This window comes from Nocardia nova NBRC 15556 (assembly GCF_001613005.1).
GTDB lineage: Bacteria > Actinomycetota > Actinomycetes > Mycobacteriales > Mycobacteriaceae > Nocardia > Nocardia nova.
The window spans coordinates 1-26,299 of the sequence record NZ_BDBN01000071.1; the positions used below are offsets into that span (position 1 = coordinate 1).

18 protein-coding genes are annotated in these 26,299 nt (G+C 69.1%); 10 read left to right on the forward strand and 8 right to left on the reverse strand.

Going from position 1 to position 26,299, the window contains the following annotated elements:
- The coding region (locus NN2_RS25600; RefSeq protein ID WP_245658851.1) for a DEAD/DEAH box helicase at positions 1–1,555 on the reverse strand (1,555 nt) is incomplete at its 3' end.
- 251 nt (positions 1,556–1,806) lie between these two features.
- On the opposite strand from NN2_RS25600, the gene NN2_RS25605 reads away from it, so the two are divergent.
- Positions 1,807–2,946, forward strand: coding sequence for a YihY/virulence factor BrkB family protein (locus NN2_RS25605; protein ID WP_082857259.1), 1,140 nt, complete (start codon positions 1,807–1,809; stop codon positions 2,944–2,946).
- Between the two features lie 75 nt (positions 2,947–3,021).
- On the opposite strand, the gene NN2_RS25610 is transcribed toward NN2_RS25605, so the two are convergent.
- Complete coding sequence (locus tag NN2_RS25610) at positions 3,022–4,056, reverse strand: CE1 family esterase (protein ID WP_063016611.1); 1,035 nt, start codon at positions 4,054–4,056, stop codon at positions 3,022–3,024.
- Positions 4,057–4,178: 122 nt separating this feature from the next.
- The gene (locus tag NN2_RS25615) at positions 4,179–4,412 is read right to left on the reverse strand and encodes a DUF3039 domain-containing protein (protein WP_030517239.1); all 234 of its coding nucleotides are present in this window, start codon (positions 4,410–4,412) and stop codon (positions 4,179–4,181) included.
- A 337-nt stretch (positions 4,413–4,749) separates the two neighbouring features.
- On the opposite strand from NN2_RS25615, the gene NN2_RS38730 reads away from it, so the two are divergent.
- From NN2_RS38730 to NN2_RS25630, 3 genes are all read left to right on the forward strand, one after another.
- On the forward strand, positions 4,750–5,106 hold the full coding sequence (locus tag NN2_RS38730) for a DUF3099 domain-containing protein (protein WP_051756799.1): 357 nt from the start codon (positions 4,750–4,752) through the stop codon (positions 5,104–5,106).
- Positions 5,107–5,172: 66 nt separating this feature from the next.
- On the forward strand, positions 5,173–6,759 hold the full coding sequence (locus tag NN2_RS25625; RefSeq protein WP_082857255.1) for a DUF7782 domain-containing protein: 1,587 nt from the start codon (positions 5,173–5,175) through the stop codon (positions 6,757–6,759).
- Positions 6,760–6,882: 123 nt separating this feature from the next.
- A complete protein-coding gene (locus NN2_RS25630; RefSeq protein WP_030517242.1) occupies positions 6,883–7,851 on the forward strand; it encodes a sigma-70 family RNA polymerase sigma factor in 969 nt (322 codons plus the stop codon).
- A gap of 196 nt (positions 7,852–8,047) precedes the next feature.
- On the opposite strand, the gene ppc is transcribed toward NN2_RS25630, so the two are convergent.
- The 3 genes from ppc to NN2_RS25645 form a co-directional block, all read right to left on the reverse strand.
- A complete protein-coding gene (gene ppc, locus NN2_RS25635) occupies positions 8,048–10,834 on the reverse strand; it encodes a phosphoenolpyruvate carboxylase (protein WP_063016613.1) in 2,787 nt (928 codons plus the stop codon).
- Between the two features lie 80 nt (positions 10,835–10,914).
- On the reverse strand, positions 10,915–13,614 hold the full coding sequence (locus NN2_RS25640) for a bifunctional acetate--CoA ligase family protein/GNAT family N-acetyltransferase (protein WP_063016615.1): 2,700 nt from the start codon (positions 13,612–13,614) through the stop codon (positions 10,915–10,917).
- Entirely contained in the window at positions 13,607–14,839 is a 1,233-nt protein-coding gene (locus NN2_RS25645) for an acetoin utilization protein AcuC (RefSeq protein ID WP_063016617.1), read from the reverse strand. The genes NN2_RS25640 and NN2_RS25645 overlap by 8 nt, the downstream gene beginning before the upstream one ends.
- A 251-nt stretch (positions 14,840–15,090) precedes the next feature.
- On the opposite strand from NN2_RS25645, the gene NN2_RS25650 reads away from it, so the two are divergent.
- Positions 15,091–15,777: an iron-dependent transcriptional repressor DtxR gene (locus tag NN2_RS25650; RefSeq protein WP_030517246.1), complete on the forward strand. Its 687-nt coding sequence runs from the start codon at positions 15,091–15,093 to the stop codon at positions 15,775–15,777.
- A 3-nt stretch (positions 15,778–15,780) separates the two neighbouring features.
- Positions 15,781–16,761 carry a UDP-glucose 4-epimerase GalE gene (galE, locus tag NN2_RS25655; protein ID WP_063016620.1) on the forward strand — a complete coding sequence of 327 codons (981 nt, stop codon included), beginning with the start codon at positions 15,781–15,783 and terminating at the stop codon, positions 16,759–16,761.
- A 35-nt stretch (positions 16,762–16,796) separates the two neighbouring features.
- Here the strand turns inward: galE and NN2_RS36580 are convergent, their stop codons facing one another.
- Both NN2_RS36580 and NN2_RS25665 read right to left on the reverse strand, forming a co-directional pair.
- Positions 16,797–18,182 carry a DUF4192 domain-containing protein gene (locus NN2_RS36580; protein ID WP_169812446.1) on the reverse strand — a complete coding sequence of 462 codons (1,386 nt, stop codon included), beginning with the start codon at positions 18,180–18,182 and terminating at the stop codon, positions 16,797–16,799.
- An 869-nt stretch (positions 18,183–19,051) separates the two neighbouring features.
- Entirely contained in the window at positions 19,052–19,765 is a 714-nt protein-coding gene (locus NN2_RS25665; protein WP_063016624.1) for a DUF5642 family protein, read from the reverse strand.
- Positions 19,766–20,085: 320 nt separating this feature from the next.
- Here NN2_RS25665 and NN2_RS25670 point away from each other — a divergent pair, with 320 nt between their 5' ends.
- The 4 genes from NN2_RS25670 (at position 20,086) to speD (ending at position 26,192) form a co-directional block, all read left to right on the forward strand.
- Positions 20,086–21,018, forward strand: coding sequence for a proteasome assembly chaperone family protein (locus tag NN2_RS25670; protein ID WP_062962321.1), 933 nt, complete (start codon positions 20,086–20,088; stop codon positions 21,016–21,018).
- Between the two features lie 90 nt (positions 21,019–21,108).
- Positions 21,109–23,616: a DEAD/DEAH box helicase gene (locus NN2_RS25675; RefSeq protein ID WP_063016627.1), complete on the forward strand. Its 2,508-nt coding sequence runs from the start codon at positions 21,109–21,111 to the stop codon at positions 23,614–23,616.
- A 234-nt stretch (positions 23,617–23,850) separates the two neighbouring features.
- Positions 23,851–24,966: a type III PLP-dependent enzyme gene (locus NN2_RS25680; protein WP_104364459.1), complete on the forward strand. Its 1,116-nt coding sequence runs from the start codon at positions 23,851–23,853 to the stop codon at positions 24,964–24,966.
- Between the two features lie 8 nt (positions 24,967–24,974).
- Positions 24,975–26,192 (forward strand): adenosylmethionine decarboxylase, encoded by a 1,218-nt coding sequence (gene speD, locus NN2_RS25685; protein ID WP_063016631.1) that lies wholly within the window; start codon positions 24,975–24,977, stop codon positions 26,190–26,192.
- The last annotated feature ends 107 nt before the right edge of the window (positions 26,193–26,299 follow it).

Below are 26,299 nucleotides of genomic sequence, written 5' to 3' on the forward strand. Positions count from 1 at the left end.
CCCCCAGCCGATCGGCGGTCGCGACGCGTTCGGCCGCGGCCGCCGCGGACGGGCCGGCATCGGGCGCCTCGGCCACCGAGACAGCGGCGCTGCGTTCGCGGATCTGGCGGGTCTGGCGGTCGCGCAGCAGCGCGCGCATCTGATCGGCGTCCAGCAGGCCCGGAATGCCGAGGTAGTCGGCCTCCTCGTCGCTACCGGAGAACGTCGCGGTGCCGAACGAGTCGCCGTCGTAGATCACCTGATCCAGTTCGGCATCGGCCGCCAGCGCGACGAAGGCGCGTTCCTCCTCGCCCGGTTCGTCCTTCTGCTTGTTGGCGTCGATCAGCAGTTCGTCGTCGAGGGCGTCCTTCTCCCGATGCGGTTTGCCGATGACGTGGTCGCGCTGCACCTCGAGCTGGGCGGCCAGATCGAGCAGCACCGGCACCGACGGCAGGAAGACGCTCGCAGTCTCCCCGGTCCGGCGCGCACGCACGAAACGGCCGATCGCCTGGGCGAAATACAGCGGAGTCGAGGCGCTGGTGGCGTAGACGCCGACGGCCAGGCGCGGCACGTCCACACCTTCGGACACCATGCGCACCGCGACCATCCACGGGTCGGTGGTGTTGCTGAACTCCCCGATGCGCTGGGAGGAGGTGGGGTCGTCGGAAAGGACCACCGCCGGTTTGCTGCCCGAAATATGTTCCAGCAGTTCGGCGTAATCGCGGGCCTTCTCCTGATCGGTCGCGATCACCAGGCCGCCCGCGTCGGGCATGCCGGTGGCGCGCAGCTGCCGCAGCCGGGTGTCGGCGGCGGTCAGCACCTTCGACATCCAGTCGCCGGCCGGATCGAGGGCCGTGCGCCAGGCGCGCGCGGTCTGTTCGGCGCTCAGCGGCTCGCCCAGCCGGGCGGAGTACTCCTCCCCCGCGCTGTCGCGCCATTGCGCCTCACCGGAATAGGCGAGAAAGACCACCGGCCGCACGACGCCGTCGGCCAGGGCCTCGGAATAGCCGTAGGTGTAGTCGGCACTCGACCGCGGAAATCCGGATTCGTCCGGTTCGTAGTTGACGAACGGAATCTGCGAATCGTCACTGCGGAAGGGGGTACCGGTCAGCGCCAGGCGGCGGGTGGCGTCGCCGAACGCCTCGGCTACCGCATCACCCCAGCTCTTGGCGTCACCCGCATGGTGGATCTCGTCGAGAATCACCAGCGTCCGGCGATTCTCGGTCCGCACCCGATGCTTGAACGGATGCGAGGCGACCTGGGCGTAGGTGACCACGACGCCGTGGAAATCGCCGGAGGTGCCTCCGGTGCTGTTGGAGAAGTTCGAATCCAGCTGGATGCCGATCCGCGCCGCCGCCGCCGACCACTGGTGCTTGAGATGTTCGGTCGGCGCGACCACGGTGACCTGGTCGACGGTGCGGTCGGTGAGCAGTTCGGTCGCCAGCCGCAGCGCGAACGTGGTCTTACCCGCCCCGGGCGTGGCCACGGCCAGGAAGTCACGTGGTTTGGTCGTCAGATATCTGGTGAGTGCCCTGCGCTGCCATGCTCGTAACGAACCGCCACCACCCGAAGTCACTCGACAGACAGTAGCGACCGGCACCGACACCTAGCCAATTCGACACCACCTCATCCGCCACGAATCCGGCGGCGGCCCGGCTCACCTCGCAGATCACCGCGGGCCTGTGCGGCAGAACACTTACGACACGTTCACCTCCTGTTGCTGCCGTCGGGCCACCGGTGGGCAATGCTGTACTCACGATGTGTTCCGACCGACCGGCCTCGACCTCCGGCGCGGCGCGCTCCTGGCAGCGGCTGCGCGGCCGAGTCATGGCCGTGCTCCGGCGCATCTGGCAGGTGATCGCACGGGTCGCCGACAAGGCGTGGAGCGATTCGATCTTCGCCAAATCGGCCGCCGCCGCGTTCTGGCAGACCCTGTCGCTGGCGCCGCTGCTGCTCGGACTGCTGGGTTGTATCGGTTACGTCGGCGGCCTGTTCGGCCCCGACACCGTCCACATCGTCGAGGGCAAGATCGTCAGCTTCAGCCGCAATCTGTTCAGCGCCAACGTCGTCGACGAGATGATCGCGCCGACCGTGCGCGACGTACTGCAGCGTGGCCGCGGGGCGGTGGTCTCGGTGGGATTCGTGCTGTCGCTGTGGGCGGGGTCCTCGGCCATGGCGACCTTCGTCGATTCCATCGTCGCCGCACACGGGCAGGCCGATGCCCGCCATCCGGTCTGGCAGCGCATCTTCGCGCTCGGGTTGTATCTGCTGTTCCTGGTGGCGGCCGTGTTCGTGCTGCCGCTGGTGGCGTTGGGCCCGACCCTGATCGGCCGCACGCTGCCGCCGGACTGGCGCGAACCCGGATTACGACTGATCGACACCTTCTACTATCCGGCGGCCGGACTGCTGCTCATCGTCGGCCTGACGACGTTGTACAAGCTGGCCCTGCACCGGTCGCTGCCGTGGCACCGGCTCTTCGGGGGAGCGCTGGTGGCCGGCATCTTCTTCATGGCGGCCAGCGACATCCTGCGCCGCTACCTGACCTACGCGGCGCGCGCCGGCGTCAGTTACGGGGCCCTCGCGACGCCGATCGCCTTCCTGCTCTTCACGTTCTTCCTGGCCTTCGCGGTGATCCTGGGCGCGGAATTCAACGCCACCGTCCAGGAGTTCTGGCCGGCCCGCGCGACCCGGTTCGAACAGTTCAAACAGTGGTGGGCCCGGCGCAAGCACCGGCACGACGGACACCACGACGAGAACGAGACCGTGCGCGGCGACGCCGAGCCACCCGCCGATCTGCCGTGGACGCAGCCCGATGACCCGGGAACCGCGAAGCCGCAACACGCGCAGCATTCGGAGGGCCCGCCGACGACCGGGCAGTCCGACGACCCCGCCGGTGGTTCCGCCCACCGCGCCGACACCCGCCCACCGACCGCCCTCGATCGCGGCCGGATCCGCCCCGCCGGCTAACCGCACCGGAGATGATCGAGCCGTCGACGGATGCCGGCAGCCGGCCCGCTCGCTGGGTGCCGTTCGACGCGTCGCCTACTTCCCGGCGCCGGGCAACGGGTGGTCGCGGAAGAAGTCCCAGATGATCCGGTTCGCGCTGATCGCCGTCGTAGTACGGCCGACCAGCGGTTCCGGCGAGATCACCGACGCGGTGCCCGGCCACGTGTGCCCGCCGCCTAGTACCGCGTACAACTGCACGGCCGTCTGCTCCGGGCACGGATAGGTGTAGCGCACGACGTCGGGGGTGACCTGCTGCCGGTCCGGTTGCGTTCCGCATCCTTCGCGCCGCGCCCACGCCGCCGCCTGATCGGGGATGCTCGCCGGTCCGGGTCCATCGACACCGCTCGGCCGCGTATCGCCGCGCTGAGCCGACCCGGTTCCGTCGGCCGAGGGCAGATATTTCGCATTGGGCCCGACACCGCCTGTATAGGCGACGATCGGATCCTCGGTGCCGTGGAAGGCGACCACCGGGACGGCCCGAACCGGATCGCACCACGCGAAGTCCTGCAGTCCGGCCACCGGCGCCACCGCGGCGATGCGATCCGCGAGCTGACATGCCAGCGACGAGGTGGTGAAGGCCCCCATCGACAGCCCGGTCACATAGACGCGGCGTTCGTCCACGCACCGGGTGGCCTCGACGTGGGTCAGCAATTCGGACAGGTAGGCGATATCGGCGCTGTGCTCACCGAAATCCCATCGCGGCACACCGGATTCGTCCAGCTGCGGCGTGACCGTCGCGAACCCGTTCGCCATGCCGAAGGAACCCAGGCCGGTGCCGGCGTACTCGAGTGCGGCCGGTTCCAGATAGCCGTGCAGATCGACGACCAGCGGCAGCGGTGTGGTGGCGGCGGGGACGTCGAGAAGGTAGGTCCCGGATTTCCCGGCCGCCGCGAAACTCTCGTTCGACGTGCCGGTGGGATGCGGCGCCGAACATCCCGGCGACGGCCGCGCCGCGACGTTCGCAGGTTCGCCGGCGTGGGCGGTGGTCGCGGTCGAGAAGGCGGCAGCAGTCACGAGTGCCGCCACGAGGCAGGAGACGGTGCGCAACCACCGGGACGTCGCGATTTTCATGTAGTGCCCACCTCGCGGAAAACATTGTTCTCGTCAGAGAGAACAATGATCACACAAGCGGGACGGGCGTGGGCGCAGACGGAGGAGACAGCCGCAAGCGGCCGCTCGGTCGGTGCTGCGGCTCAGTCCTTCTTCATCATTTCGTAGATGCGCTTGCAGTCCGGGCAGACCGGCGAGCCGGGCTTGGCCGAGCGCGTCACCGGGAACACTTCGCCGCACAGCGCCACCACATGGGTACCCATGACGGCACTTTCGGCGATCTTGTCCTTCTTCACGTAGTGGAAGAATTTCGGAGTATCGCTGTCGGTCGTCTCGTCGGTGGTCGTATCCGGACGAACCAGGGTGTCGGTGCTCACCCCATCGATTCTGCCATCGCCACGCGAGGGTGGTGAGCGGGTGTCGCCAACCTCATCGAATACCCCGCGGCCCGGCGGTGCTCGCGCGGCCGAAGGCGCGTGTGCATTCGATCATGCGGAGTGGAAGACTCGACGTATGCAGCGTGACGGCGACTCCTCCGACCTACCGCCCGAGTCCCGGACGTCGGGCCCCGGACGGGTCGGTTCGGAGCGCGAGGACGCACGCGCGGCCGAGCCCAGCGGCTCCGCGAACGCCGCCGAGGGCCCGGAGGTTTCGGTGCCGGCGGACGATCCGCGGCCATCGGGCGCGACGTTCGAGCGCCGGCCTCCCGGTTCGATCCCCCGGCCCACCCGCGCCTCGACCGGATATTTCCCCGGGGAGGACAAGCATCCGGTGTTGATCACCGAGGCCGCGCCCTCCCTGGAGCAGCAGCACCGCGCCCGCGTCAAGCGCTACATGATCCTGATGGGCTTCCGCATTCCCTGCCTGGTGCTGGCGGCGGCGGCCTACGGCCTGTGGAGCAACGCGCTGATCTCCCTGGCCATCATCGGCGTCTCCATCCCGCTGCCCTGGATCGCCGTCCTCATCGCGAACGACCGGCCGCCGCGCAGCAAGGACGAGCCCAGCCGCTGGGACGAGCGCCGGGCGGCGAAAGCGCTCGAATCGGGACAGCATCGGTCCATCGACGGCTGAACGACGCGGGCGACCTGCCCGGACCCGGCGAGTACGGCACCCCGTACCAGGTGGCAGAGTTCTCGTGTGCCTGCCGACCGGACCACCGCCTCCCTGCTCACCGCCCTCGCACCCGCGCTGCGCACCGCGCTGACCCGGGTCCGCTACGACGCCGACACCGTGCTCGAGGCCATCGGCGCCGACGCCCACACCGCTCTGGGGCGCTCCGAACCGGTACCGGTGCGCCGGGCCGCGCGCGAGGCCGGTGAACTCGGCACGCTGATCCGGCTGCTGCTGCTCGGTGACGCCCTGCCCGAACGGGAGGTGGCCGCGGCCTTCGCGCCGCTCGACCTCGGCCGAGCCGTCGCCGCCGGTCTGCTCGAGCGCGACGGTGACTCGATCCGCGCCGCCCTGGACCTGCGCCCACTTGACCTGGGATCGGGCACCCGCTGGGTGCTGTCGGATCTCGACGACTCGATGCGGCGCCGCACACTCAGCGCCGACCACGTCCTGGGCGTGGGACAGGCGTCGCTGTCGCTGCTACGCGCCACACCGACCGAACCCGTCGGATCGGTCCTGGATCTCGGCACCGGCTGCGGTGTGCAGGCGGTGCACGCCGCGGGCTATGCGAAGACGGTGACCGGCACCGATGTCAGCAGCCGGGCGCTGTGGCTGGCCGAGGCGACCGCCGCGCTCAACGACCTGGAGATCGAATTCGCCGAAGGCTCGTGGTTCGAGCCGGTGGCCGGGCGCCGCTTCGATCAGGTGGTGGCCAATCCTCCGTTCGTGGTCGGGCCGGCCCGGATCGAGCACACCTACCGCGATTCGGGGCTGGCCCTGGACGGCGCCAGCGAACTGGTCGTCTCCCAGGCGCCCGGGATGCTGAATCCGGGCGGCACCGCGGCGATGCTCGCCTCCTGGGTGCACGCCGGCGGTGCCGACTGGCGGACCCGGGTGGCGAGCTGGCTGCCCGACCACGGGGTCGACGCCTGGATCGTGCAGCGCGATGTGGCCGATCCGGCGCTGTATGTCGGCACGTGGCTGCGCGATGCCGGCCTCGATCCGCGCGATCCCGAGGCCCAGCAGCGGGCCGAACAGTGGCTGGCCGCCTTCGATGCGGCGAAGGTGGAGGGTATCGGTTTCGGCTTCGTCTATCTGCGCGCGATCGACGGGCCGACCGAAGTGCTCGCCGAGGATCTCACCCATGGTTTCGACGACCCGCTCGGCGCGGAGGCACCGGCCTACTTCCGCCGCTCGGCGTGGCTGCGCACGGTCCTGGCGGACAACGATGTCGCCTGGCGTGCGCGATTCACCGTCGACGCCGCGACGGCGCTCGAACGCGTCCTGCTGCCGGGCGCCGAGGGCTGGCAGGAGCGCGTGGTCCGGCTGCATCGGGGTGACGGTCCGCGCTGGCAGCACGAGATCGACGACACTCTGGCGGCGCTGCTCGCGGGAATGCGGCCCGGCGGACTGCCGTTGGAAGAACTGGTCGAATTGCTCGCGATCGGCCACACCGGCGACACCGCAACACCGCAATTCCGAGCCGACGCGTTGTCGGCGGTCACCGGACTGGTCCGGCACGGACTGATCACACCGGAAGAACTCGACGCGACCGCAACCGACGCCGGGCGCGCGCCCGCGTCCTCCCCCCTGTTCCCGGAGTTCCCTTCTTAAGAACTTCTCAGACGGAGGATGTGAAAGCCGCAGCTCAGCACGGTTTATCGGCGCCAAGGCGGGGAACTTTCCCAGTGCCGGGTCCGTTGTTCGGAGTGAGACACCACCGACAGGAGGCAAGTCATGACAAGCCCCGCCACCACTGGAGTGCGCGCCATCGATTCGGACCTCGACGCCCAGAGCCCCGCAGCCGACCTGGTACGCGTGTACCTGAACGGGATCGGTAAGACCGCGCTGCTCACGGCCGCCGACGAGGTCGAATTGGCCAAGCGCATCGAGGCGGGCCTCTATGCCCAACACCTGTTGGAGACCGGCAAGCGGCTCTCGGCGACCCGCAAGCGGGATCTGGCGATCCTGGTCCGCGACGGCCAGGCCGCCCGCCAGCATCTGCTGGAGGCCAACCTCCGCCTGGTCGTATCGCTGGCCAAGCGCTACACCGGCCGCGGCATGCCGCTGCTGGACCTGATCCAGGAAGGCAACCTGGGACTGATCCGCGCGATGGAGAAGTTCGACTACGCCAAGGGATTCAAGTTCTCCACCTACGCCACCTGGTGGATCCGTCAGGCCATCACCCGCGGTATGGCCGATCAGAGCCGCACCATCCGCCTCCCCGTGCATCTGGTGGAACAGGTCAACAAGCTCGCCCGGATCAAGCGGGAACTGCATCAGCAGCTCGGCCGCGAGGCCAGTGACGAGGAACTGTCGGCCGAGTCGGGTATTCCGGTGGAGAAGATCGCCGATCTGCTCGACCACAGCCGCGACCCGGTGAGCCTGGACATGCCGGTCGGCAACGACGAGGAAGCCCCGCTGGGCGACTTCATCGAGGATTCGGAGGCGACCTCCGCGGAGAGCGCCGTCATCGCCGGGCTCATGCACCGCGACGTGCGCAGTGTGCTGGCCACCCTGGACGAGCGCGAACAGCAGGTCATCCGGCTGCGCTTCGGCCTCGACGACGGCCAGCCGCGCACTCTCGACCAGATCGGCAAACTGTTCGGTCTCTCGCGTGAGCGCGTGCGCCAGATCGAGCGCGAAGTCATGGCCAAGCTCCGCAAGGGTGAGCGGGCGGACCGCCTGCGCGCCTACGCCAGCTAGGTCACACAGACGCTGGGCCGCCCGGAATCCGGCCCAGCACCATCCCGGTGACCGGATAGCGTGGTCACCTCCGCTGCGCCGGCCGACGCCGGTGTGCCCTTTCCCCCTCCGGGGCACATCCGTCGGCCGGCGTGCTGTATCGATCCGCCCTGACTCTGTGTGCGAATCCCCTTGCGGCCGCGGGCGAATCGGCCGGTTATCCCGAATTGCGCAGGGCGGTGGCCAGGCCGTTCATGGTGAGCAGGATGCCGCGCTCGACCAATTCCGATTCGTCCCCGGCGCGCCTGCGCCGCAGCAGATCCACCTGCATCTGGTTCAGCGGTTCCAGATACGGGAAGCGATTACGAATGGATTCGGCCAGCGCGGGATTGTCCGAGAGCAACTGATCGCTGCCGGTGATCGCCGCGTGCACCTGCACGGTGCGGTCGAACTCGTCGCGGATCATGCCGAAGATGGTGGCGCGCAACGTCGCATCCTCGACCAGTTCCGCGTAGCTGGCGGCGATATCCATATCCGCCTTGGCCATCACCTGCGCCAGATTGGACATCACGGTGCGGAAGAACGGCCACCGCCGATACAGATCGCGCAGGGTATCCCAGCGCCCGGAATCCGTACCGGCCCACTCCTGGATCGCGCTGCCGGTGCCGTACCAGCCCGGCAGCATCACCCGCGACTGGCTCCACGCCATCACCCAGGGAATGGCCCGCAGGTCCGACACCGAATTGGTGGGCTTGCGCGAGGCCGGCCGGCTGCCGAGATTGAGGTCGGCGACCTCCGCGATCGGCGTGGAAGCCCGGAAGTAGTCGACGAAGCCGGGCGTCCGGTGCACCAGCCGCGCGTAGACCTCGCGCGCCGCGTCCGCGAGCTCCTCGAAGACTTCGTAGGCCGCCTCGGCGCCGGACCCCAACCCCTCGACATCCAGCAGTGACGATTCCAGCGTTCCGGCGACCAGCGATTCCAGATTGCGGTGGGCCGAACCGGATTCGGCGTATTTGGTGGAGATCACCTCACCCTGTTCGGTCAGGCGCAGCGAACCACGCACCGCGCCCACCGGCTGGGCGAGGATCGCGTCGTAGCTGCGGCCGCCGCCGCGGCCGACAGTCCCGCCCCGGCCGTGGAACAGCCGCAACCGAATTCCGGTCTTGCGCGCGGTTTCCACCAGATCCAGTTCGGCGCGGTACAACGCCCAGTTCGCCGCCAGATATCCACCGTCCTTGTTGGAGTCGGAATAGCCGAGCATCACCTCCTGCGCCATCGCGCGGGCGGCGACCAGCCGGCGGTACGCCGGAACCTCCAGTGCCGCGGCCAAAGTCGCCGCACCACCGCGCAGATCGTCGATCGTCTCGAACAGCGGAACCACCCCGACCGGGGAGTGGGGTGGAGTCTGTTCGTCGCCGGGGTCGAGAATTCCCGCCTCTTTCAACAGCAGCGCCGCCTCGAGCATGTCGCTGACCGAGGTGCACATACTGATGATGTAGTTGGGCACGGTATCGGGCCCCAGCGCGTCGATCGCGGCCCGGGCCGCACGAACCACACCCAATTCCTTGGTGGCGAGTTCGCTGAGCCGGGCGTGCGGGCCCAGCAGCGGGCGGCGCGTACTCAATTCCTGTGCCAGCAGCTCGACACGCTCCGGTTCGGAGAGGCTGCCGTAATCCGGGTGCACTCCCGACCACGCCAGCAGTTCGGCCACGACCTGCTCGTGCACCTCCGAGTTCTGGCGCATGTCCAAGCCCTGCAGGTGGAATCCGAACGTCTCCACCGCTCCGCGCAGTGCGGCCAAGCGGTCGTCGGCCAGCAGGCCGTCACCGGATTCGCGCATGGAGGCGTCGATGGTGTTCAGCTCGTCCAGCAGCTGCGCCGGGCCCTCGTACGGAGCGACGCGGGCGAGCTGCTCACCCGGCAGTTCGAGTACCGAGGGGAATTCGGCCGCCGAGCCGAGGGCGCGCTGCGCGGTCGCGGCCACCCGAAGCCGGATGCCGCGGATCGCGCGACGATACGGTTCGTCGGCGCGCTGCGGTGAATCGTCGCCCGCGGCATCGGCCAGCCGGGCCAGCTCCGGGGTGATCGCGACCAGCCGAATCGACTGCGACAGCGACTTCTCCAGCGCGACAAGCTCTTTCAGATAGTGGCCGAAGATCACCGTGGCGGCCCGGCGGGTGGCGCGTTCCACCACCTCGCCCGTCACGTTCGGGTTGCCGTCGCGGTCGCCGCCGATCCAGGAACCGGGCCGCAGGATCGGCCGGGCGAGCAGATCGTATCCGGGCCACCGCGCCCGCAGCGCCTCGCGCACCCCGGCGTTGATGCGCGGAATCACCTCGAGCAGGGTGAGGTCGTAGTAGCGCAATCCGACCTCGATCTCGTCGGAGATCCGCAACCGCGCGAGGCGGATCAGCGCGGTGCGCCACAGGGTGAGGATCTGGCGGCGGATGTCGTGGTCGATCGCCGCGTATTCGGGTTCGTCCTCGCGATAGCGCGCCCGCCGCCGCATCAGTTCGGTGATGCGGGCCTGGACGTCGAAGACGGTACGGCGCCGCGTTTCGGTGGGATGAGCGGTGATCACCGGCGAGACCAGCGCGTCGTCGAGCACCTCCGCGGCGACCGCGCCGTCGACGCGGGCGTGGTCGAGAGCCCGATAGGTCGCGGCCAGGCTGGATTCCTGCGGTGGCTCACCGGCGGCGACGTGGACCGCGCGGCGGCGGTCGCGCTGCAGGTCCTCGGCGAGATTCGCCAGCAGCAGGAAATGGCTGAACGCCCGGATCAGCGGGATCGCCACCCGCAACTCGGTATCGCGCAGCATCTCCGCGACCGCGCTCCGTTCCACTTCCGACCGCCGCACCCTGAAGGCCTCGACCCGCACCCGTTCGACGAGGTCGAACACCTCGGGGCCTTCGTGGTCGTGAATGGTCTCGCCCAGGATCGCGCCGAGAAACCGAATATCGTCCCGCAGGGGCGCCGTAGCGCTCTCGATCTGATCTTCGCGCATACGGCCAGTATCGACCATGGCGCCCGACCGGCCGCGGTGGCGCTGGTCACGGCGGTATGGCGGACCGGGCACGCGACGGCTCACACCAGGCGGCGCGGCCCGTTGTCGAAGCGGCTCGGCTCCGGCCCGATCCGCACCCGCGCGTACAGGATCGCGGCGCCCTCCGGTGAGGCCAGCACCGGTTCCACCGACAATTCCCGCACCTCCGGCAGATCGTCGCACAGCGCCGAAATGCGTTGTGCCAGTGCGGCCAACGCCTTCTTGTCCACCGGTTCGCCGATCGTGCGACCCGATCCGGCCTGCCCGTCGAGCAGCGGGGCGGCGCGCGGCGCGTCGATCAGTTCCACCGCCTCGGCCTCGGTCAGCGGCAGCGCCCGATAGGCGCGGTCGCCGAGCAGGTCGATGATGGTTCCCGAGAGGCCGAATCCGATGACGGATCCGAACGAGGGATCGTCCTGGACCCGCAGCACGCACCCCACCCCCTTGGTCGCCATCTTCTGAATGTGGACGACCGCGTTGCCGGTCAGCTCCGCCAGATCGGTATAAGCACGCCGGACCGCGGTGTCGCGCCACAGATCGAGGCGGACACCGGTGAAATCGGGCCGGCTGCGCCACATTTCGCCGGTGGCCTTGGCGGCGACGGGATATCCCAATTCCGCGGCCGCCGCGACCGCGGCCTCGGGATCGTGGGCTTCCCGGAATTCCACCACGCGAATGCCGTAGCAGGCGAGCAGTTCCGCGGCCTCCAGGTCACCGAGCCACTCCCCGTCGGGACTGCGAGACATCCACTGCTCCACCAGCTCTCGCGCCCGCACGACCTCGAGACCGTCCGGCCGTACCACCAGGGAGGCCGGACGCGTCCGCCACGCCGCGTACCGCCGCACCCGGGCCAGCGCCCGCGCCGCGCGTTCCGGATCCGGGTAGGACGGAATGGAACCGCGGTCGACGATGCCGCCGGCACCGCGCACGGTGAGCAGGTTCGGCATTCCGTGATCGGCGACGAACGTGGTGAGCACGGGTTTGACCGCATCCTGCGCGCCGGCCCGGATCGCCTCGGCGAAGGCGGTGACCGCCGCCGGTACCGGCGGCGCGAAGATGACGATGACGGCGTCGACCTCGGCGGAATCCATCGCACTCGCGACGGCAGTCAGGTAGTCGGCGGGTTCTGCCTGCGGCCCCAGATCGGTCGGCTCCCCCACCTCCAGTCCCTCCCCGCGCGCCGCATCCACCGCCAACCAGCCCAGAGCCGCGCTGTTGCCGATCACCGCGAGCCGCGGACCGCCGGGCAGCGGCTGATACGCCAGCAGCATGGCGCAGTCGAACAGTTCGGCGATCGTATCGACCTGCACGATTCCGGCCTGAGCGAACAGATCGCGTTCCACCGACCGTTCCAGACCGCTGACCGGCACGTTGGCGGCGTTGCGGCCGCTACTCACCGCCACCACCGGCTTGGTGCGGGCCACCCGGCGCGCGATGCGGGAGAACTTGCGCGGATTGCCGAACGTCTCCAGATACAGCAGTACGACGTCGGTGTCGGGATCGGTGTCCCAGTACTGCAGCAGGTCGTTGCCGGATACATCGGCGCGATTGCCCGCCGAGACGAAGGTCGACAGGCCGAGCTTGCGCGCGGCCGCCTCACCCAGGATGGCCGCACCCAGCGGCCCGGACTGGCAGAAGAATCCGACTCGGCCGCGACCCGGCAGGACCGGCGCCAGCGTCGCGTTCAGCGAGACCGCCGGATCGGTGTTGGCGATACCGAGCGCACTCGGGCCCACCACTCGCATGCCGTGGCCGCGCGCGGCATCGACCAGATCGCGTTCGGCGTGATAGCCGGCCGGCCCGGTTTCGGAGAATCCGGCGGTCAGCACGACCAGGCCTTTGACCCCCTTGGCCATACAGTCGTCGAGGACGGATTTGATCTCCTCGGCCGGTACGGCGACCACCGCCAGATCCAGTTCGTCGGGGATGTCGTGCACGGTCGGGTAGGCGCGCACACCGCGGACGGAGTTCCGGTTCGGATTCACCGGGTACACCGGGCCCTGGAACACGCCGGACAGCAGATTCGCCAGCACCGCCCCGCCGACCCGGCTCGCCGCCGGGGTGGCGCCGATGACCGCGATCGACCGCGGGGCCAGCAGATTGCCGACACTGCGCGCCTCCGATGCCCGCTCCCGCGAATCCCGCACCGACAGCAGCGCTTCGGTAGGGTCGATGGCGAATTCGAGGTGCAACACCGACCCGTCGCGACTGCGCTGCACCTGGTATCCGGCCTCCCGGAAAACCGTGACCATGGTGTGGTTCTCTGCGAGCACCTCGGCGACGAAGGTCTCGATGTCGTTCTCGGCGGCCGCACCGGCCAGATGCTCGAGCAGAATCGACCCCAGCCCGCGGCCCTGATGCTCGTCGGCGACGACGAACGCCACCTCCGCCGCGCGAGGGCCTTCGCGATCGGTGAGCAGTTCGTAGCGGCCGACCGCGATGATCACCGACCCCAGCTCGACGACCAGCCCCACCCGATTGTGGTAGTCCACGTGGGTGGTGCGGTACAGATCCTTCGGTGTCATCCGCGGATAGGGACCGAAATAACGCAGATAGCGGGTGCGATCGGACAACGCCGCGTGGAAGGCCTGCATCGGCTCCGCATCGGCGGGGGTGATCGGGCGCAGCCGGACCACACCGCCGTCGGCGGCGAGCACGTCGGCGAACCAATGCTGCGGAGGCGGCGGCGGATCGGCGGGAGTGTTCTCGGCGTCCGGTGTGGTGGCGGATGATTCAGTCACGGGGGTCCTCCGGGTCCAGGCCCAGCAATCCGTAGGTCGCGCGGCGGGTGGCGAGCACCGAGGTGTCGATCGCGCGCTGCACGCGGTCGATACGGGCGTCGCCGGTGTCGAGCACACCGCCCGGCCCCTCCCACGGGGTGAACGCGGTGTCGCCACCGTCGCCCATCGTGACCGGCGCCGGCACGGTCGGGGCATAGGCGCGCACCAGCTCACGCCACTCCTCGGGGATGACGGTCTCCGGATCGATCTCGCGATCCAGCGCTATCGCCAGCAGATGGGTCCACGCTCGCGGCACCACCCGGACGACCCCGTAACCGCCGCCGCCCACGGCCAGCCAGCGCCCTTCGGCATAACGGTCCGCGAGTTCACGCATGGCGCGAAACGCCGCGCGCTGGCCGTCGACGGTGAGTTCGAGGTCGGCGAGGGGGTCTTCGCGATGGCTGTCGACTCCGCACTGACTGACCACCAGCTGCGGCCGGAACGCGGCCAGCGCTCCGGGCACCACGGCGTGAAATCCGCGCAGCCACTGCGCATCCCGGGTGCCGGGCAGGACGGCGAGGTTGATCGCGGTGCCTTCGGCCGGGCCCGCGCCGATCTCCTCGGGCCAGCCCGTGTTGGGCCACAGCGTCGCCGGATGCTGATGCAGCGAAATTGTCAGCACGCGAGGGTCGTCGTAGAAGGCGCGCTGCACGCCGTCGCCGTGGTGCACGTCGACGTCGACGTAGGCGATGCGGTCGAATCCGTTGTCCAGCAGCCACGAAATGGCCACCGCCACATCGTTGTAGACGCAGAACCCCGATGCCGCGTCGGGCATCGCGTGATGCATACCACCCCCGATGCTCACCGCCCGCCGGGTGCGGCCGGCCGCGATTTCCCGGGCGGCGGCAAGGGTTCCGCCGACGATCACCGAGGCCGCCTCGTGCATATGAGGGAAGACGGGATTGTCCATCGACCCCAGCCCGTGCGGGGGCACGGCCGGCGGTGTGGTGCCCGGCGGTGCGGGAACGGCGTGACGCACCGCGTCGAGATAGGCGGCGGTGTGGATGCGCAGCAGCTCACCGTCGCCGGCGGGACCGGGCGCGAGGGTTTCGATGCCGTCGAGCAATCCGAGACTGCGCGCGAGTGCCATCGTGAATCGGAGCCGGGCCGGTTTCATCGGGTGCTCCGGGGTCCAGGTGTAGTCCAGGAAGCGGTCGGTCCACACCACGGCGGCGTCGTCTGCCATACCGTCACGCTAGCCCACCGCGGCCCGTCGCCGTGGCGTTGCTCGCACGGCCGGGGACACGGGAAGCAGACCACCCGAGTTGTCGTTGTCATGCAGTAGAAATGCAAGACGACACCGGGCGCGCCTGTCGCCCGCGCGCATCCGGTCGCGCGCGCAGGTATCGGCGGAGTTCGTGCAGGACGTGCGAAATATGCTGAGGCCGATTGCGCAGCCGGGCGTGGGTAGAATTCGTGCCGACGAAGGGGTAACAGGTGAAGGATCTGGTCGACACCACGGAGATGTATCTCCGTACCATCTACGACCTCGAGGAGGAGGGCGTGGTGCCGTTGCGGGCGCGTATCGCCGAGCGCCTCGAGCAGAGCGGCCCGACGGTGAGTCAGACGGTCGCGCGGATGGAGCGCGACGGTCTGCTGATGGTCGCCGGCGACCGGCACCTCGAACTCACCGACAAGGGCCGTGCGATGGCCGTGGCGGTCATGCGCAAGCACCGGCTGGCCGAACGATTGCTGGTCGACGTGATCGGGCTGGACTGGCAGAACGTGCACGCCGAAGCCTGCCGCTGGGAGCACGTGATGAGCGAGGAGGTGGAAATGCGTCTGCTCGAGGTGCTCAACCATCCCACCACCTCCCCGTACGGCAACCCCATCCCCGGCCTGGACGAACTCGGCGTCAACTCCATCCATTCCGGTGAGGAGACGCTGGTCCGGCTCTCCGATCTGCCGCCCGGACAGGTGTCGGCGGTCGTCGTGCGGCGGTTGTCGGAACATATCCAGGCCGATCCGGATGTGATCGGTCAGCTGCGGGAGGCGGGGGTGGTCCCCGACGCCCGCGTGACCGTGGAGACCAAGCCGGGTGTGGTGATCATCTCGGTGCCCGGGCACGTCGGTTTCGAACTGTCCGACGAGATGGCCCACGCGGTCCAGGTCAGGCTGGCCTGACGAATGAAACTCCTGGTAACCGGCGGTGCCGGGTATGTCGGCGGAGTATGCGCCCAGGTACTGGTTCAGGACGGCCACGAGGTCGTGGTGGTCGACGATCTGTCCACCGGCAACGCCGAGGGCGTGCCGGCCGGGGCGAAATTCGTCGACGGAGATATCGCGACCACCGGCGTCGAACTGATCGAATCCGAATCCTTCGACGGCGTCCTGCATTTCGCGGCACAGTCGCTGGTCGGCGAATCGGTGCAGCAGCCCGAGAAGTACTGGTACGGCAATGTGGTGAAGACGCTGGCGCTGCTGGAGGCGATCCGCCGCACGCAGACCCCGCGGCTGGTGTTCTCCTCGACCGCGGCGGTCTACGGTGAGCCGGAACAGGTTCCGATTCTCGAGTCCGCCCCGACCCGGCCGACCAATCCCTACGGGGCGTCGAAACTCGCGATCGACCACGCGATCACCTCCTACGCCGTCGCCCACGGTCTGGCCGCGACGAGCCTGCGGTATTTCAACGTCGCCGGCGCCTACGGCGGGCTCGGTGAGAACCGTGTGGTGGAAACCCATCTCATCCCGCTGATCCTGCAAACGGCTCTGGGGCATCGGGATTCGATTTCGGTCTTCGGCACCGACTACCCGACGCCGGACGGCACCGCGGTGCGCGACTACATCCACATTCGTGACCTCGCCCGCGCCCATGTGCTGGCGCTGGCGCAGTCGCGGCCGGGCGAACATCGCATCTTCAACCTCGGCAGCGGTACGGGTTTCTCGGTGCGCGAAGTGATCTCGGCCTGTGAGCGTGTGGTCGGCCGGCCCATTCCGGCGGTGGACGCGCCGCGGCGCGCCGGTGATCCGGCGGTGCTGATCGCCTCGAGCGCGAAGGCGATCGACGAACTCGGCTGGCAGCCCGAACACAACGATCTCGACGAAATCGTCTCCGACGCGTGGGATTTCCTCACCTCGCTCGGCGACCGCGCCCACAGCGCTCGCTGATACGCGCGGTCCCCGCGACCGTGACCGGGCGGGTGTCACCGCGACTCCGCGTCGGTTGGCGGTTCGCCGATGTCGGCGACGGCCAGGTCGACACCCAGCCCGGCGGCGATATCGCGGCCGCTGACGGCGAGTTTGCGCACATCACCGGGGCGCATGCCGGTGCGTAGCGCCGCATCCAGCAGTCGTGCGATGCGATGCGCCGGATCGGCCTGCAGTGCCGCCTCGAACGCCACACCCGCCAGCGGTCCGTCGCCGCGGGTGTAGGCGCTGTAGCCGAACAGGGTGGCCAGTTCGGCGCGGTCGGGGCCGGTGAGGCCGCGGCAGGCACGGGACCACAGCGCTTCGGCCGCGGCGGCATGGGCACCCAGCGCCACCGCGAACAGGGAATCGCGCACCGCGGTGTCGCGCACGGCGACGGCCAGATCCGCGAGTTCGCGTGGGTCGAGTTCGTCGCCCGATTCGACGGTGCTGATCTGCCACAGCACCATGTCCAGGGCCGCGCGGCTGTAGGAGCGTGGCTCGCCGGCACGCAGTGCGCGCCGGAACCGCAGCCTGGCGGCCTCCGCGGCGCTGCCGATCACCGCGTCGATCTCGACACGCAGCGGCATATCCTCTGCCACCGCGGCCGTGAGCTCGGTGCGCGAGCCGCGGATGGGACGGCCGTCGAGCACCTGGGCGAGCGCGACCGGCGAGGCCGCCGGATCCGCTTGTGTCCCGGCACTGTCCGGATCGAGCACACTCCACCAGTCGGCACCCGGGGTGATCTCGCCCACGGCCCATGCTTCGGCGAGGAGTACGTCCTGGCTCCGCAGCGCGCCGTCGAGCACCCGCACCAAGTCGCGATGCCGGGCCGCGCGCCGCCCGGCCCGCCCCGCCCGCGGTGCCGTAGCACGATCGTCGACGATCAGCGTCACCACACCGACGGCCTGCTCCTGACCACAGAGGGCGGCCAGCTGGCCGGCCAGTCGCACCCAGGCCCCGCAGCCCGCTACGTCGAGATCGTGGCGGGCCACCGCTCCGAGATAGACCGCCCCCGGGTACTTCTGCGACCGCAGCAGCAGACAGGCCACCAGCGAGCGCTGCGGTCGAAATCCCAGCAGCGCGGGCACGGCCGCGATGAACTCCGCCGGTTCGTTCATGGTCAGCGCCGTCGCCGTCCACAGCTGTTCGACGCCTTCTGCTCGCGTGTGCTGTTCCATCGCGTCTTGGGCCAGGTTCCCGGACGTCCCACCGTCGCCCCGGCCGGACAAACCCGGTTCGGCCTCACCGTCGTGCCCATCCCCGCCGGGCGGTGTCGAACCCGGTCCGGCGAGAGGCGTGTCCGCCACGCTCCCCGCCGGTTCCGGCGGCGTATCACCCTGTGACGGCAGCGGTTTCGCCGTATCACCACCGGCGTCCACCATGTCGTCCGCGTTGTGCACAGCACCGTATTCCTCGTCACCGCTGTCGCTTCCGCAGATATCCGCACGCGGCCGCAACACCTGGTCGGCCTCACACCGCCAACGCCGCTTCGGCTCCCTCGAGTCGCCACAGCCGTCTCCGGCGCCGGCGCATTCGCGCACGGCCGCGCATCGGGTGCCGGCACACGCGTCTCGCGGGGTGTCCACACGTGCGCTCCCGCGAACAGTGTTGCAGTACAACGGAACTGGTGCCGTCTCGGCGGTCGACCCGCCCGTCCTCCCGCCCGTCGTGCGGGTGACTCCGTCCTGCGAGCGACAGATCCGGTGGGCGTGTGGGGCGATGCGCGGTGAGAAAGGCGGCGACGCCGCGTCGCGCTCACTATCGGTAGCGGCTTCGTCCTCCGCGGCCTTCGTGGCCCCCGAGGCGTCCATGACCTTCCGCGCATGACCCGCGGCGGCCGAGGTGCCCTCCGACCCGCCGTGGCCTGCCTTCCGGGCATGACCCGCGGTCGTCGAGCAGCCCTCTCGGCCCGGCACGCCCGCCTGCGCCGTCGACTCGGGCAGCGGCGGGGTGCCGGGTCCGGTCACGACTCGTATCGTGTCCGCCTCCGGCGAGGCCGCGTCGGGATGCGACGCAGTGTTCGAGGGCGAGGGCGTCCGCACGGCGTCGGGGCGGTCGGTGCGGGGCCGGCTGGGGTCGGTGTGTGTGGTCATGACATTCACACTGCCCGGGCGTCACCGCCGGCCCGCGTGGCTGAGCTGGGCTTTCATTTCGTCTGGGGAGCCCCTCGAGACCTGGGGATCGCGGCGGCGACACGCGGTGGAACCAGGCGGAGATGTCGGTGCCTGCTGTTACGGTTGCGCCGGGGAGAGCACATCCGCCCGAGGTGTTAGCGGGTGCGGACCTTGGCGACCGCGGCCGTGAAGACCTGGTCCAGGCCGGTCGTATCCGGTGCGTCGGCACCGAAAGTCATTGCCGTGGTTTCGATTCGGATGTCACCGACCTGCGCGAGCAGTGTGCGCAAGGCCGGATCGGCGGAGCTGCCGGGCGGCGCGCCGGTCACCGTCCGGCCGAAGGCCAGAGAGTCGTCGGCATCGACCGGCGGAGGCGGCAGCAGCCGCGTGGTGATCGTGCGATCGATCGCCGCGTGCCGGGCATGCACCGTGGCGCAGCGCGAAAGCTGATCCCCCAGACGGGACAACGGCTCGTTCGTACGGCTGAGCACGACGGTGATCGTGGCTCGCGTCCGGTCGTCCGTGCCGACCACGACGGCGATCCGGCCGGGATCGGGCGGATCGGGTGCGCAGTCCGGCGGGTCGATTTGTGCCCCCGGCGGAATCGCGGTGAGGTCCGCGGCCGCCGCCGCGGCGCGATCACCGGAGGCGACGACGGTCGTATAGCCCGTCGGGAATCGGTCCTGGCCGGGCAGCATCGCCGTCAGATCACCGTCGATATGCCGGGTGACCACACTCTGGCGCATCGCGGCCGGATGCCCGGACACCGTGGAACCGCACGCGGCGAGCAGACAACTCAATGCCGCGTACCCGACGGTGCGGCCGAACCCGCGGCGCCTCCGCGAGGCCGGCGGATCCGGGACGCTCACTCCCCCACTATGGCCGATACCGCCGCCCCCGCGGATCTGCCACGCCGACCCCGCGGGAATACGGCCCGCCGATCCGGAGTTGTCTTCTCCGGTAGGGCAGAGCGTGGCCTACCTCCGCCGGGTACGCTCCGCGACCGCTACTCTGCAGGGTTACATCCCCCGGTGGACCGGCGGTTTCCGTCGGATGTCACCACCCGCACGCCGACCGGTACGCGACCCCCGCGCGCGTACCCTGGACGGTGGAGAGGTGGCGAGATCCGGCACCGGGCCACCACTGAAAACGACTGAGGCGGACAGGGCTTGACCAGGGAGTTTGGCAAATGAGCAGTATGTACGAGCTGGAGTTCCCCGCTCCGCAGCTGTCCTCGGCCGACGGCGAGGGTCCGGTGCTGGTGCACGGCCTGGAAGGTTTCACCGACGCGGGTCACGCGGTACGGCTGGCAACGACCCATCTGCGCGAAAGCCTCGAGTCGGAGCTCGTCGCCTCGTTCGACGTCGACGAATTGCTCGACTATCGCTCGCGGCGGCCGTTGATGACGTTCAAGACCGATCACTTCTCGGACTACGCCGATCCGGAACTGAACCTGTGGGCGCTGCGCGATACCGCCGGCACCCCCTTCCTGCTGCTGTCGGGCATCGAACCCGACCTGCGCTGGGAAAAGTTCGTGACGGCGGTGCGCCTGCTGGCCGAACAGCTCGGCGTGCGTCGCAGCATCGGCCTGAGCGCGATCCCGATGGCGATTCCGCACACCCGGCCGCTGGGTGTCACCGCACACGCCAGCGACCGCGATCTGATCGGTGAGCATCAGCGCTGGCCCGGAGAACTGCAGGTTCCTGGTAGCGCGTCGTCGCTGCTGGAGTACCGCATGGGACAGCACGGCCACGAATCCATCGGATTCTCGGTGCACGTCCCGCACTATCTGGCGCAGACCGCGTACCCGGAAGCCGCGCAGACACTGCTGGAGAACGTCGCCGACAACGCCGGGCTGGAACTTCCGCTGGCCGCACTCGGCGAGGCAGCGGCCCGCGTGCGCGAACAGGTCAACGAGCACATCGCCGGAAATGCCGAGGTGGAGACGGTGGTACAGGCGCTCGAGCGCCAGTACGACAGCTTCGTCACCGCCCAAGAGCGCCGCTCCAGCCTGCTCGCCGGCGAGGCCGACCTGCCGACGGGCGAGGAACTGGGCGCGGAGTTCGAGCGCTTCCTCGCCGAGCAGACCGAATTCGGCGACGGCGACGACCCCCGGGACTGACCCACACCACATCGCCCGGCGCGCACGGTTCACCGCCGTGCCGCCGGGCGATGCGGTACCCGCGGCGGTTCGTCGGTAACGTGGACGCACGTGCAGCTGTCCGAACTGGTTCCCGACCGTGCCGTGCCCGACGTGGATGCCGACTGGCTGTACGAAACCTTCGCCGAATGGACTTCCGCCCAGGGGCTGACGCTGTATCCGGCGCAGGAAGAGGCGCTGCTCGAGCTGATGACCGGCGCGAACGTCATCCTCGCCACCCCCACCGGCTCCGGCAAATCGATGGTCGCCGTCGGCGCCCACTTCGCCGCGCTGAACCGCGGTGAGCGCAGCTACTACACCGCGCCGATCAAAGCGCTGGTCAGCGAGAAGTTCTTCGCGCTGTGCGAGGTGTTCGGAGCCGACAAGGTCGGCATGGTCACCGGCGACGCCGCGGTGAATCCGACCGCCCCCATCATCTGCGCCACCGCCGAAATCCTCGCCAATCTCGCGCTGCGGGAAGGCGCGGACGCCGATATCGGCCAGGTGGTGATGGACGAATTCCATTTCTACGCAGATCCCGATCGCGGCTGGGCCTGGCAAGTGCCGCTGCTGGAACTGCCGCGCGCCCAATTCCTGCTGATGTCGGCCACTTTGGGTGAGGTGGACCATTTCGCCCGGGATCTGGAACGCCGCACCGGCCGCTCCACCGCCGTCGTCACCGGCTCCGAGCGCCCGGTGCCGCTGCTGTTCTCCTATGTCCGCACTCCCATCACGGAGACCCTGGAAGATCTGGTGACCACCAGCCAGGCCCCGGTCTACGTCGTGCACTTCACCCAGGCCGCCGCACTCGAGCGCGCTCAGGCGCTGACGAGTGTGAATTTCGCGTCCAAGGCGGAAAAGGACGCAATTGCCCAGGCGCTGGGCGGATTCCGGTTCGCGACCGGATTCGGCAAGACACTGTCGCGGCTGATCCGCCACGGCATCGGCGTGCACCACGCCGGGATGTTGCCGAAGTATCGGCGGCTGGTGGAACGGCTGGCCCAGGACGGGCTGCTGAAGGTCGTCTGCGGTACCGACACCCTCGGTGTGGGCATCAACGTGCCGATCCGCACGGTGCTGCTCACCGGATTGACGAAATTCGACGGGGTGCGCACGCGGCGTTTGAAGGCGCGCGAATTCCATCAGATCGCGGGCCGGGCCGGGCGCGCCGGATACGACACCGTCGGCACGGTGGTGGTGCAGGCACCCGAGCACGAGGTAGAGAACGCCAGGCTGGTCGCCAAGGCCGGCGACGATCCGAAGAAGCTGCGCAAAATCCAGCGGCGTAAACCGCCGGAGGGTTTCGTGTCCTGGTCGGAGGACACCTTCGACCGGCTCGTCACCGCGCAGCCGGAACCGATGGTGTCTCGCTTCCGTGTCACCAATTCGATGCTGCTCAACGTCATCGCCCGGCCGGGCAACTGTTTCGACGCGATGCGCCATCTGCTCGAGGACAATCACGAACCACGGCCTGCGCAGCGCAAACACATCCTGAAAGCGATCCGGCTCTACCGTGCGCTGCGCGATGCGGGCGTGGTCCAGCAACTCGACGAACCCGACGCCACCGGTCGTCGGGCGCGGCTCACCGTCGATCTGCAGCGCGACTTCGCGCTCGACCAGCCGCTGTCGCCGTTCGCGCTGGCAGCGCTGGAGCTGCTTGACAACTCCGCTCCCAGCTACACACTGGATGTGGTGTCGATCATCGAATCCACACTGGAGGATCCGCGCCAGTTGCTGCTCGCCCAGCAGCACCGGGCGCGGGGTGCGGCGATCGCCGAAATGAAGGCCGACGGCATCGAGTACGACGAACGCATGGAGCTGATCGAGGAGATCACCTGGCCGAAACCGCTGGCCGAGTTGATCGAACCGGCCTTCGAAACCTATCGCGCCGGCCATCCGTGGGTCTCGGAATTCAGCCCCTCCCCCAAATCCGTGGTGCGCGAAATGATCGAGCGCTCACTGACTTTCGCCGAACTGGTCTCCCAGTACGAGCTGGCGCGCTCGGAGGGCCTGGTGCTGCGCTACCTCGCCGACGCCTATCGCGCGCTGCGCCGGACCGTCCCCGAATCCGCGCGCACCGAGGAACTCGAGGACATCACCGAATGGCTCGGTGAGCTTGTCCGCCAAGTCGATTCGAGTCTGCTCGACGAATGGGAGCAACTCACCAATCCGGGCGCCGAGACCGACGACGATCAACTCGCCTTCGGCGCCGACACCGTGCGGCCGATCACCGCGAACGAACGTGCGTTCCGGGTCATGGTGCGCAACAGCATGTTTCGCCGGGTCGAGCTGGCCGGCCGGCAGCGCTGGGACGAACTCGCCGAATTCGACGACGGTCCGGACTGGGCGAACGATCTGGCCGCGTACTTCGACGAGTACGGCGCGATCGGCACCGGCCCGGACGCCCGCGGCCCGGCGCTGTTCGCCGTGGAGACCGAACCGGGTTTCTGGCGGGTGCGCCAGGTGCTCGACGACCCCGCCGGTGATCACGGCTGGGCGCTCGAGGCCGTCGTGGATCTGGCCGAATCCGATGCCGCCGGCGAGGTGGTCTTCGACGCGATGACGGTGCGTGCGGGATGAGCACGATCGTTCTCGGCCTCCGTCGCGATCCGGCCACGACGCTCGTACGCCGCCGAAAACCCGGTGCCGACGCGCTGATCTGATCCGGCCGCCGTCCCCCGGTGCGGGCCGCGCTGACCCGAGCGTGATCAAGCCGACCCTCGTTCCGGTTCGTTTCCCGTGCCCCCGCGCTGATACTCTCTCGCTCGCTGCCTGCAGCGGGAGGCTGCCCAGAAGAAAGAGAGTTCCCTTAGATTGACCGGTACAAACGCGCCCGAGTCGCCCTGTCTCGTCATCGACCTCGATCGGGTGCGCGGCAACTTCCACGCTTTCCGTGCGGCCTTCCCGTCGGCACGAATTCGCTTCGCTGTCAAAGCATCTCCGATGCCGGAGATCATCCGGCTGCTCGATTCCGAGGGCGCCGAATTCGACGTCGCCAGCATCGGCGAGATCGAGATGTGTGTGGCGCTGGGGGTCGACCCGGCAGTGCTCTGCTACGGCAATCCGATCAAGAAGGCCGCCCACATCGCCGCCGCCTACGCCGCGGGCGTGCGCCGGTTCGCCTTCGACACCGAGGACGACCTGGAGCGGATCGCCGAACTCGCGCCGGGCTCGGAGGTGGAGTGCCGGTTCCTCGCCTCCGCGCCGCAGTCGCAGACCCCGTTCGGCACCAAATTCGGCTGCGCACCCGGTGAGGCGGTGCGGCTGCTGGTGCGCGCCGGCGACCTGGGCCTGCGGGTGGCGGGCCCCTATTTCCACGTGGGGTCCCAGCAACTGGATCCGGTGGCGTGGCAGATCGGCATCGAGCAGGCCGCTGCCATCACGGAGGCGCTGGCGGTCAAGGACATCCCGGTGACGTCGGTGAATATCGGTGGGGGCCTGCCGATTTCGTACGCCGACCCGGCGCCGGAGCTGTCCGAACTGAGCGCCGTGATCGCCGAGTCGGCGACGCGGCACCTTCCCGAGCACACCGACCTGGTGGTGGAACCCGGCCGTGCCCTGGTGGGCAATGCCGGCGTGATCCACGCCGAGGTCGTGAACGTGCGCATCGCGCCGGACGGGCGGCGCTGGGTGTATCTCGACATCGGCCGCTACAACGGTATGGCCGAGACCGAGAACGAGTACATCGCCTACCGGATCGACACCGACCGCGACGGCGACCCCGTCGACGAGGCGGTGATCGCGGGCCCGACCTGCGACGGAGACGATGTACTGTATCAACGCACGCGAGTCCTTCTGCCGACCACGCTGCGAGCCGGTGATCCCGTTCGGATCCTCGATACCGGCGCTTATACGGCGAGCTATTCGTCGGTGTCCTTCAACGGTTTTCCGCCTTTGACTGTGCATGTCATCGGCGCTGAGCGAGAGTGAGTTTGCCCATGACGGCAGAATTCACCGGCTGGCACGTGCTGGCCGAGTTCGGTGGTGTCGACGTAGCCCTCTGCGACGATCTCGAACGACTCGAAACAGCGCTTCGACAATCGTTGCTCGCCGCGGGAGTGACGATCTGCGAGGTGGTGCACAAGAAGTTCGAGCCCCACGGCGTGACGGTGCTGGCGCTGCTGTCGGAATCGCACGCGTCGATCCACACCTATCCGGAATCCGGCGACATCTTCGTCGACGTGTTCACATGCGGCAGCATCGGCGCCGGCGCCACCAAGGCGGTCGAGTTGCTGCAGGAAGCGCTGCAGCCGGAATCGGTGCATATGGAGGTCGTGCAGCGCGGGCATCACGCGCGCCGGGTGCACGAGCCGGTCGGCGACGGCCTGACCCGCGTCTGGGATCTGTCGGAGGTGATCGTGGATGCGCGAACTCCGTTCCAGCACATGGTGATCGCGCGCACGGCGCAGGGCGTGTCGCTGTTCTCCGACGACGACCGGCAGTCCACCGAGTTCTCCCAGCTGACCTATCACGAGGCGATGCTGGTCCCGGCCTACGCGCTGGCGGCCAAGCTCGACAACGTGCTCATCATCGGTTCCGGGGAGGGCGTGGCCAGCCAGATGTCGGTGGCCGCGGGCGCGACCCGCGTCGACCATGTCGATATCGACCGGATGGAGGTCGAGCTGTGCGCCCGGCATCTGCCCTACGGATACACTCCCGCCGATCTGGAGGCCGCGGTCCGCGGTGACGGCGCGATCCGGATGCACTACGCCGACGGCTGGGACTTCCTGGCCGAGGCCGAAGCCGCCGGTGTGCGCTACGACGTGATCGTCATCGACCTCCCCGACGAGCGGGTCGAGGACGCCCAGCACAACCGCCTCTACGAGGAGGAATTCCTCACCCGAGGTAAGGCGCTGCTGGCCGAGGGCGGCGTTCTGGCCGCTCAGGCCGGTTGCCCGACCATGTGGCGCAACGAGACGCTGAAGCGTTCGTGGCAGCGGTTCACCGATCTGTTCGCCACCGTGGTGCCCTACGGCAGCGACGAGCACGAGTGGACGTTCCTGTTCGGTGTCGCCGAGCGCATCGACGACCCGGTCGCGGCGATGTGCGAGAAGCTGCCGAAGCTGCCCTACCATGCGGAGACGGTCGACGAACGCGCGCTGGTGCGCGGCGCCATCGAACCGTACGCACTGCGGGAGATCGCCGCTCGGGCATGATACGGCCGGCGATCGTGGATCGGCTTGCCTGACAATCGAATACGAGAAGGACCGCCCGGGACGACAGTCCCGGGCGGTCCTTTTCGACAGCCGTCGTCACGAACCTG

What these genes read in the sequence shown, in the direction of transcription:
- NN2_RS25605 (WP_082857259.1), top strand. Translation starts at nt 1,807, where the DNA reads ATGGCCGTGCTCCGGCGCATCTGGCAGGTGATCGCACGGGTCGCCGAC.
- NN2_RS25610 (WP_063016611.1), bottom strand. Translation starts at nt 4,056, where the DNA reads ATGAAAATCGCGACGTCCCGGTGGTTGCGCACCGTCTCCTGCCTCGTG.
- NN2_RS25630 (WP_030517242.1), top strand. Translation starts at nt 6,883, where the DNA reads ATGACAAGCCCCGCCACCACTGGAGTGCGCGCCATCGATTCGGACCTC.
- ppc (WP_063016613.1), bottom strand. Translation starts at nt 10,834, where the DNA reads ATGCGCGAAGATCAGATCGAGAGCGCTACGGCGCCCCTGCGGGACGAT.
- NN2_RS25645 (WP_063016617.1), bottom strand. Translation starts at nt 14,839, where the DNA reads ATGGCAGACGACGCCGCCGTGGTGTGGACCGACCGCTTCCTGGACTAC.
- galE (WP_063016620.1), top strand. Translation starts at nt 15,781, where the DNA reads ATGAAACTCCTGGTAACCGGCGGTGCCGGGTATGTCGGCGGAGTATGC.
- NN2_RS25670 (WP_062962321.1), top strand. Translation starts at nt 20,086, where the DNA reads ATGAGCAGTATGTACGAGCTGGAGTTCCCCGCTCCGCAGCTGTCCTCG.
- speD (WP_063016631.1), top strand. Translation starts at nt 24,975, where the DNA reads ATGACGGCAGAATTCACCGGCTGGCACGTGCTGGCCGAGTTCGGTGGT.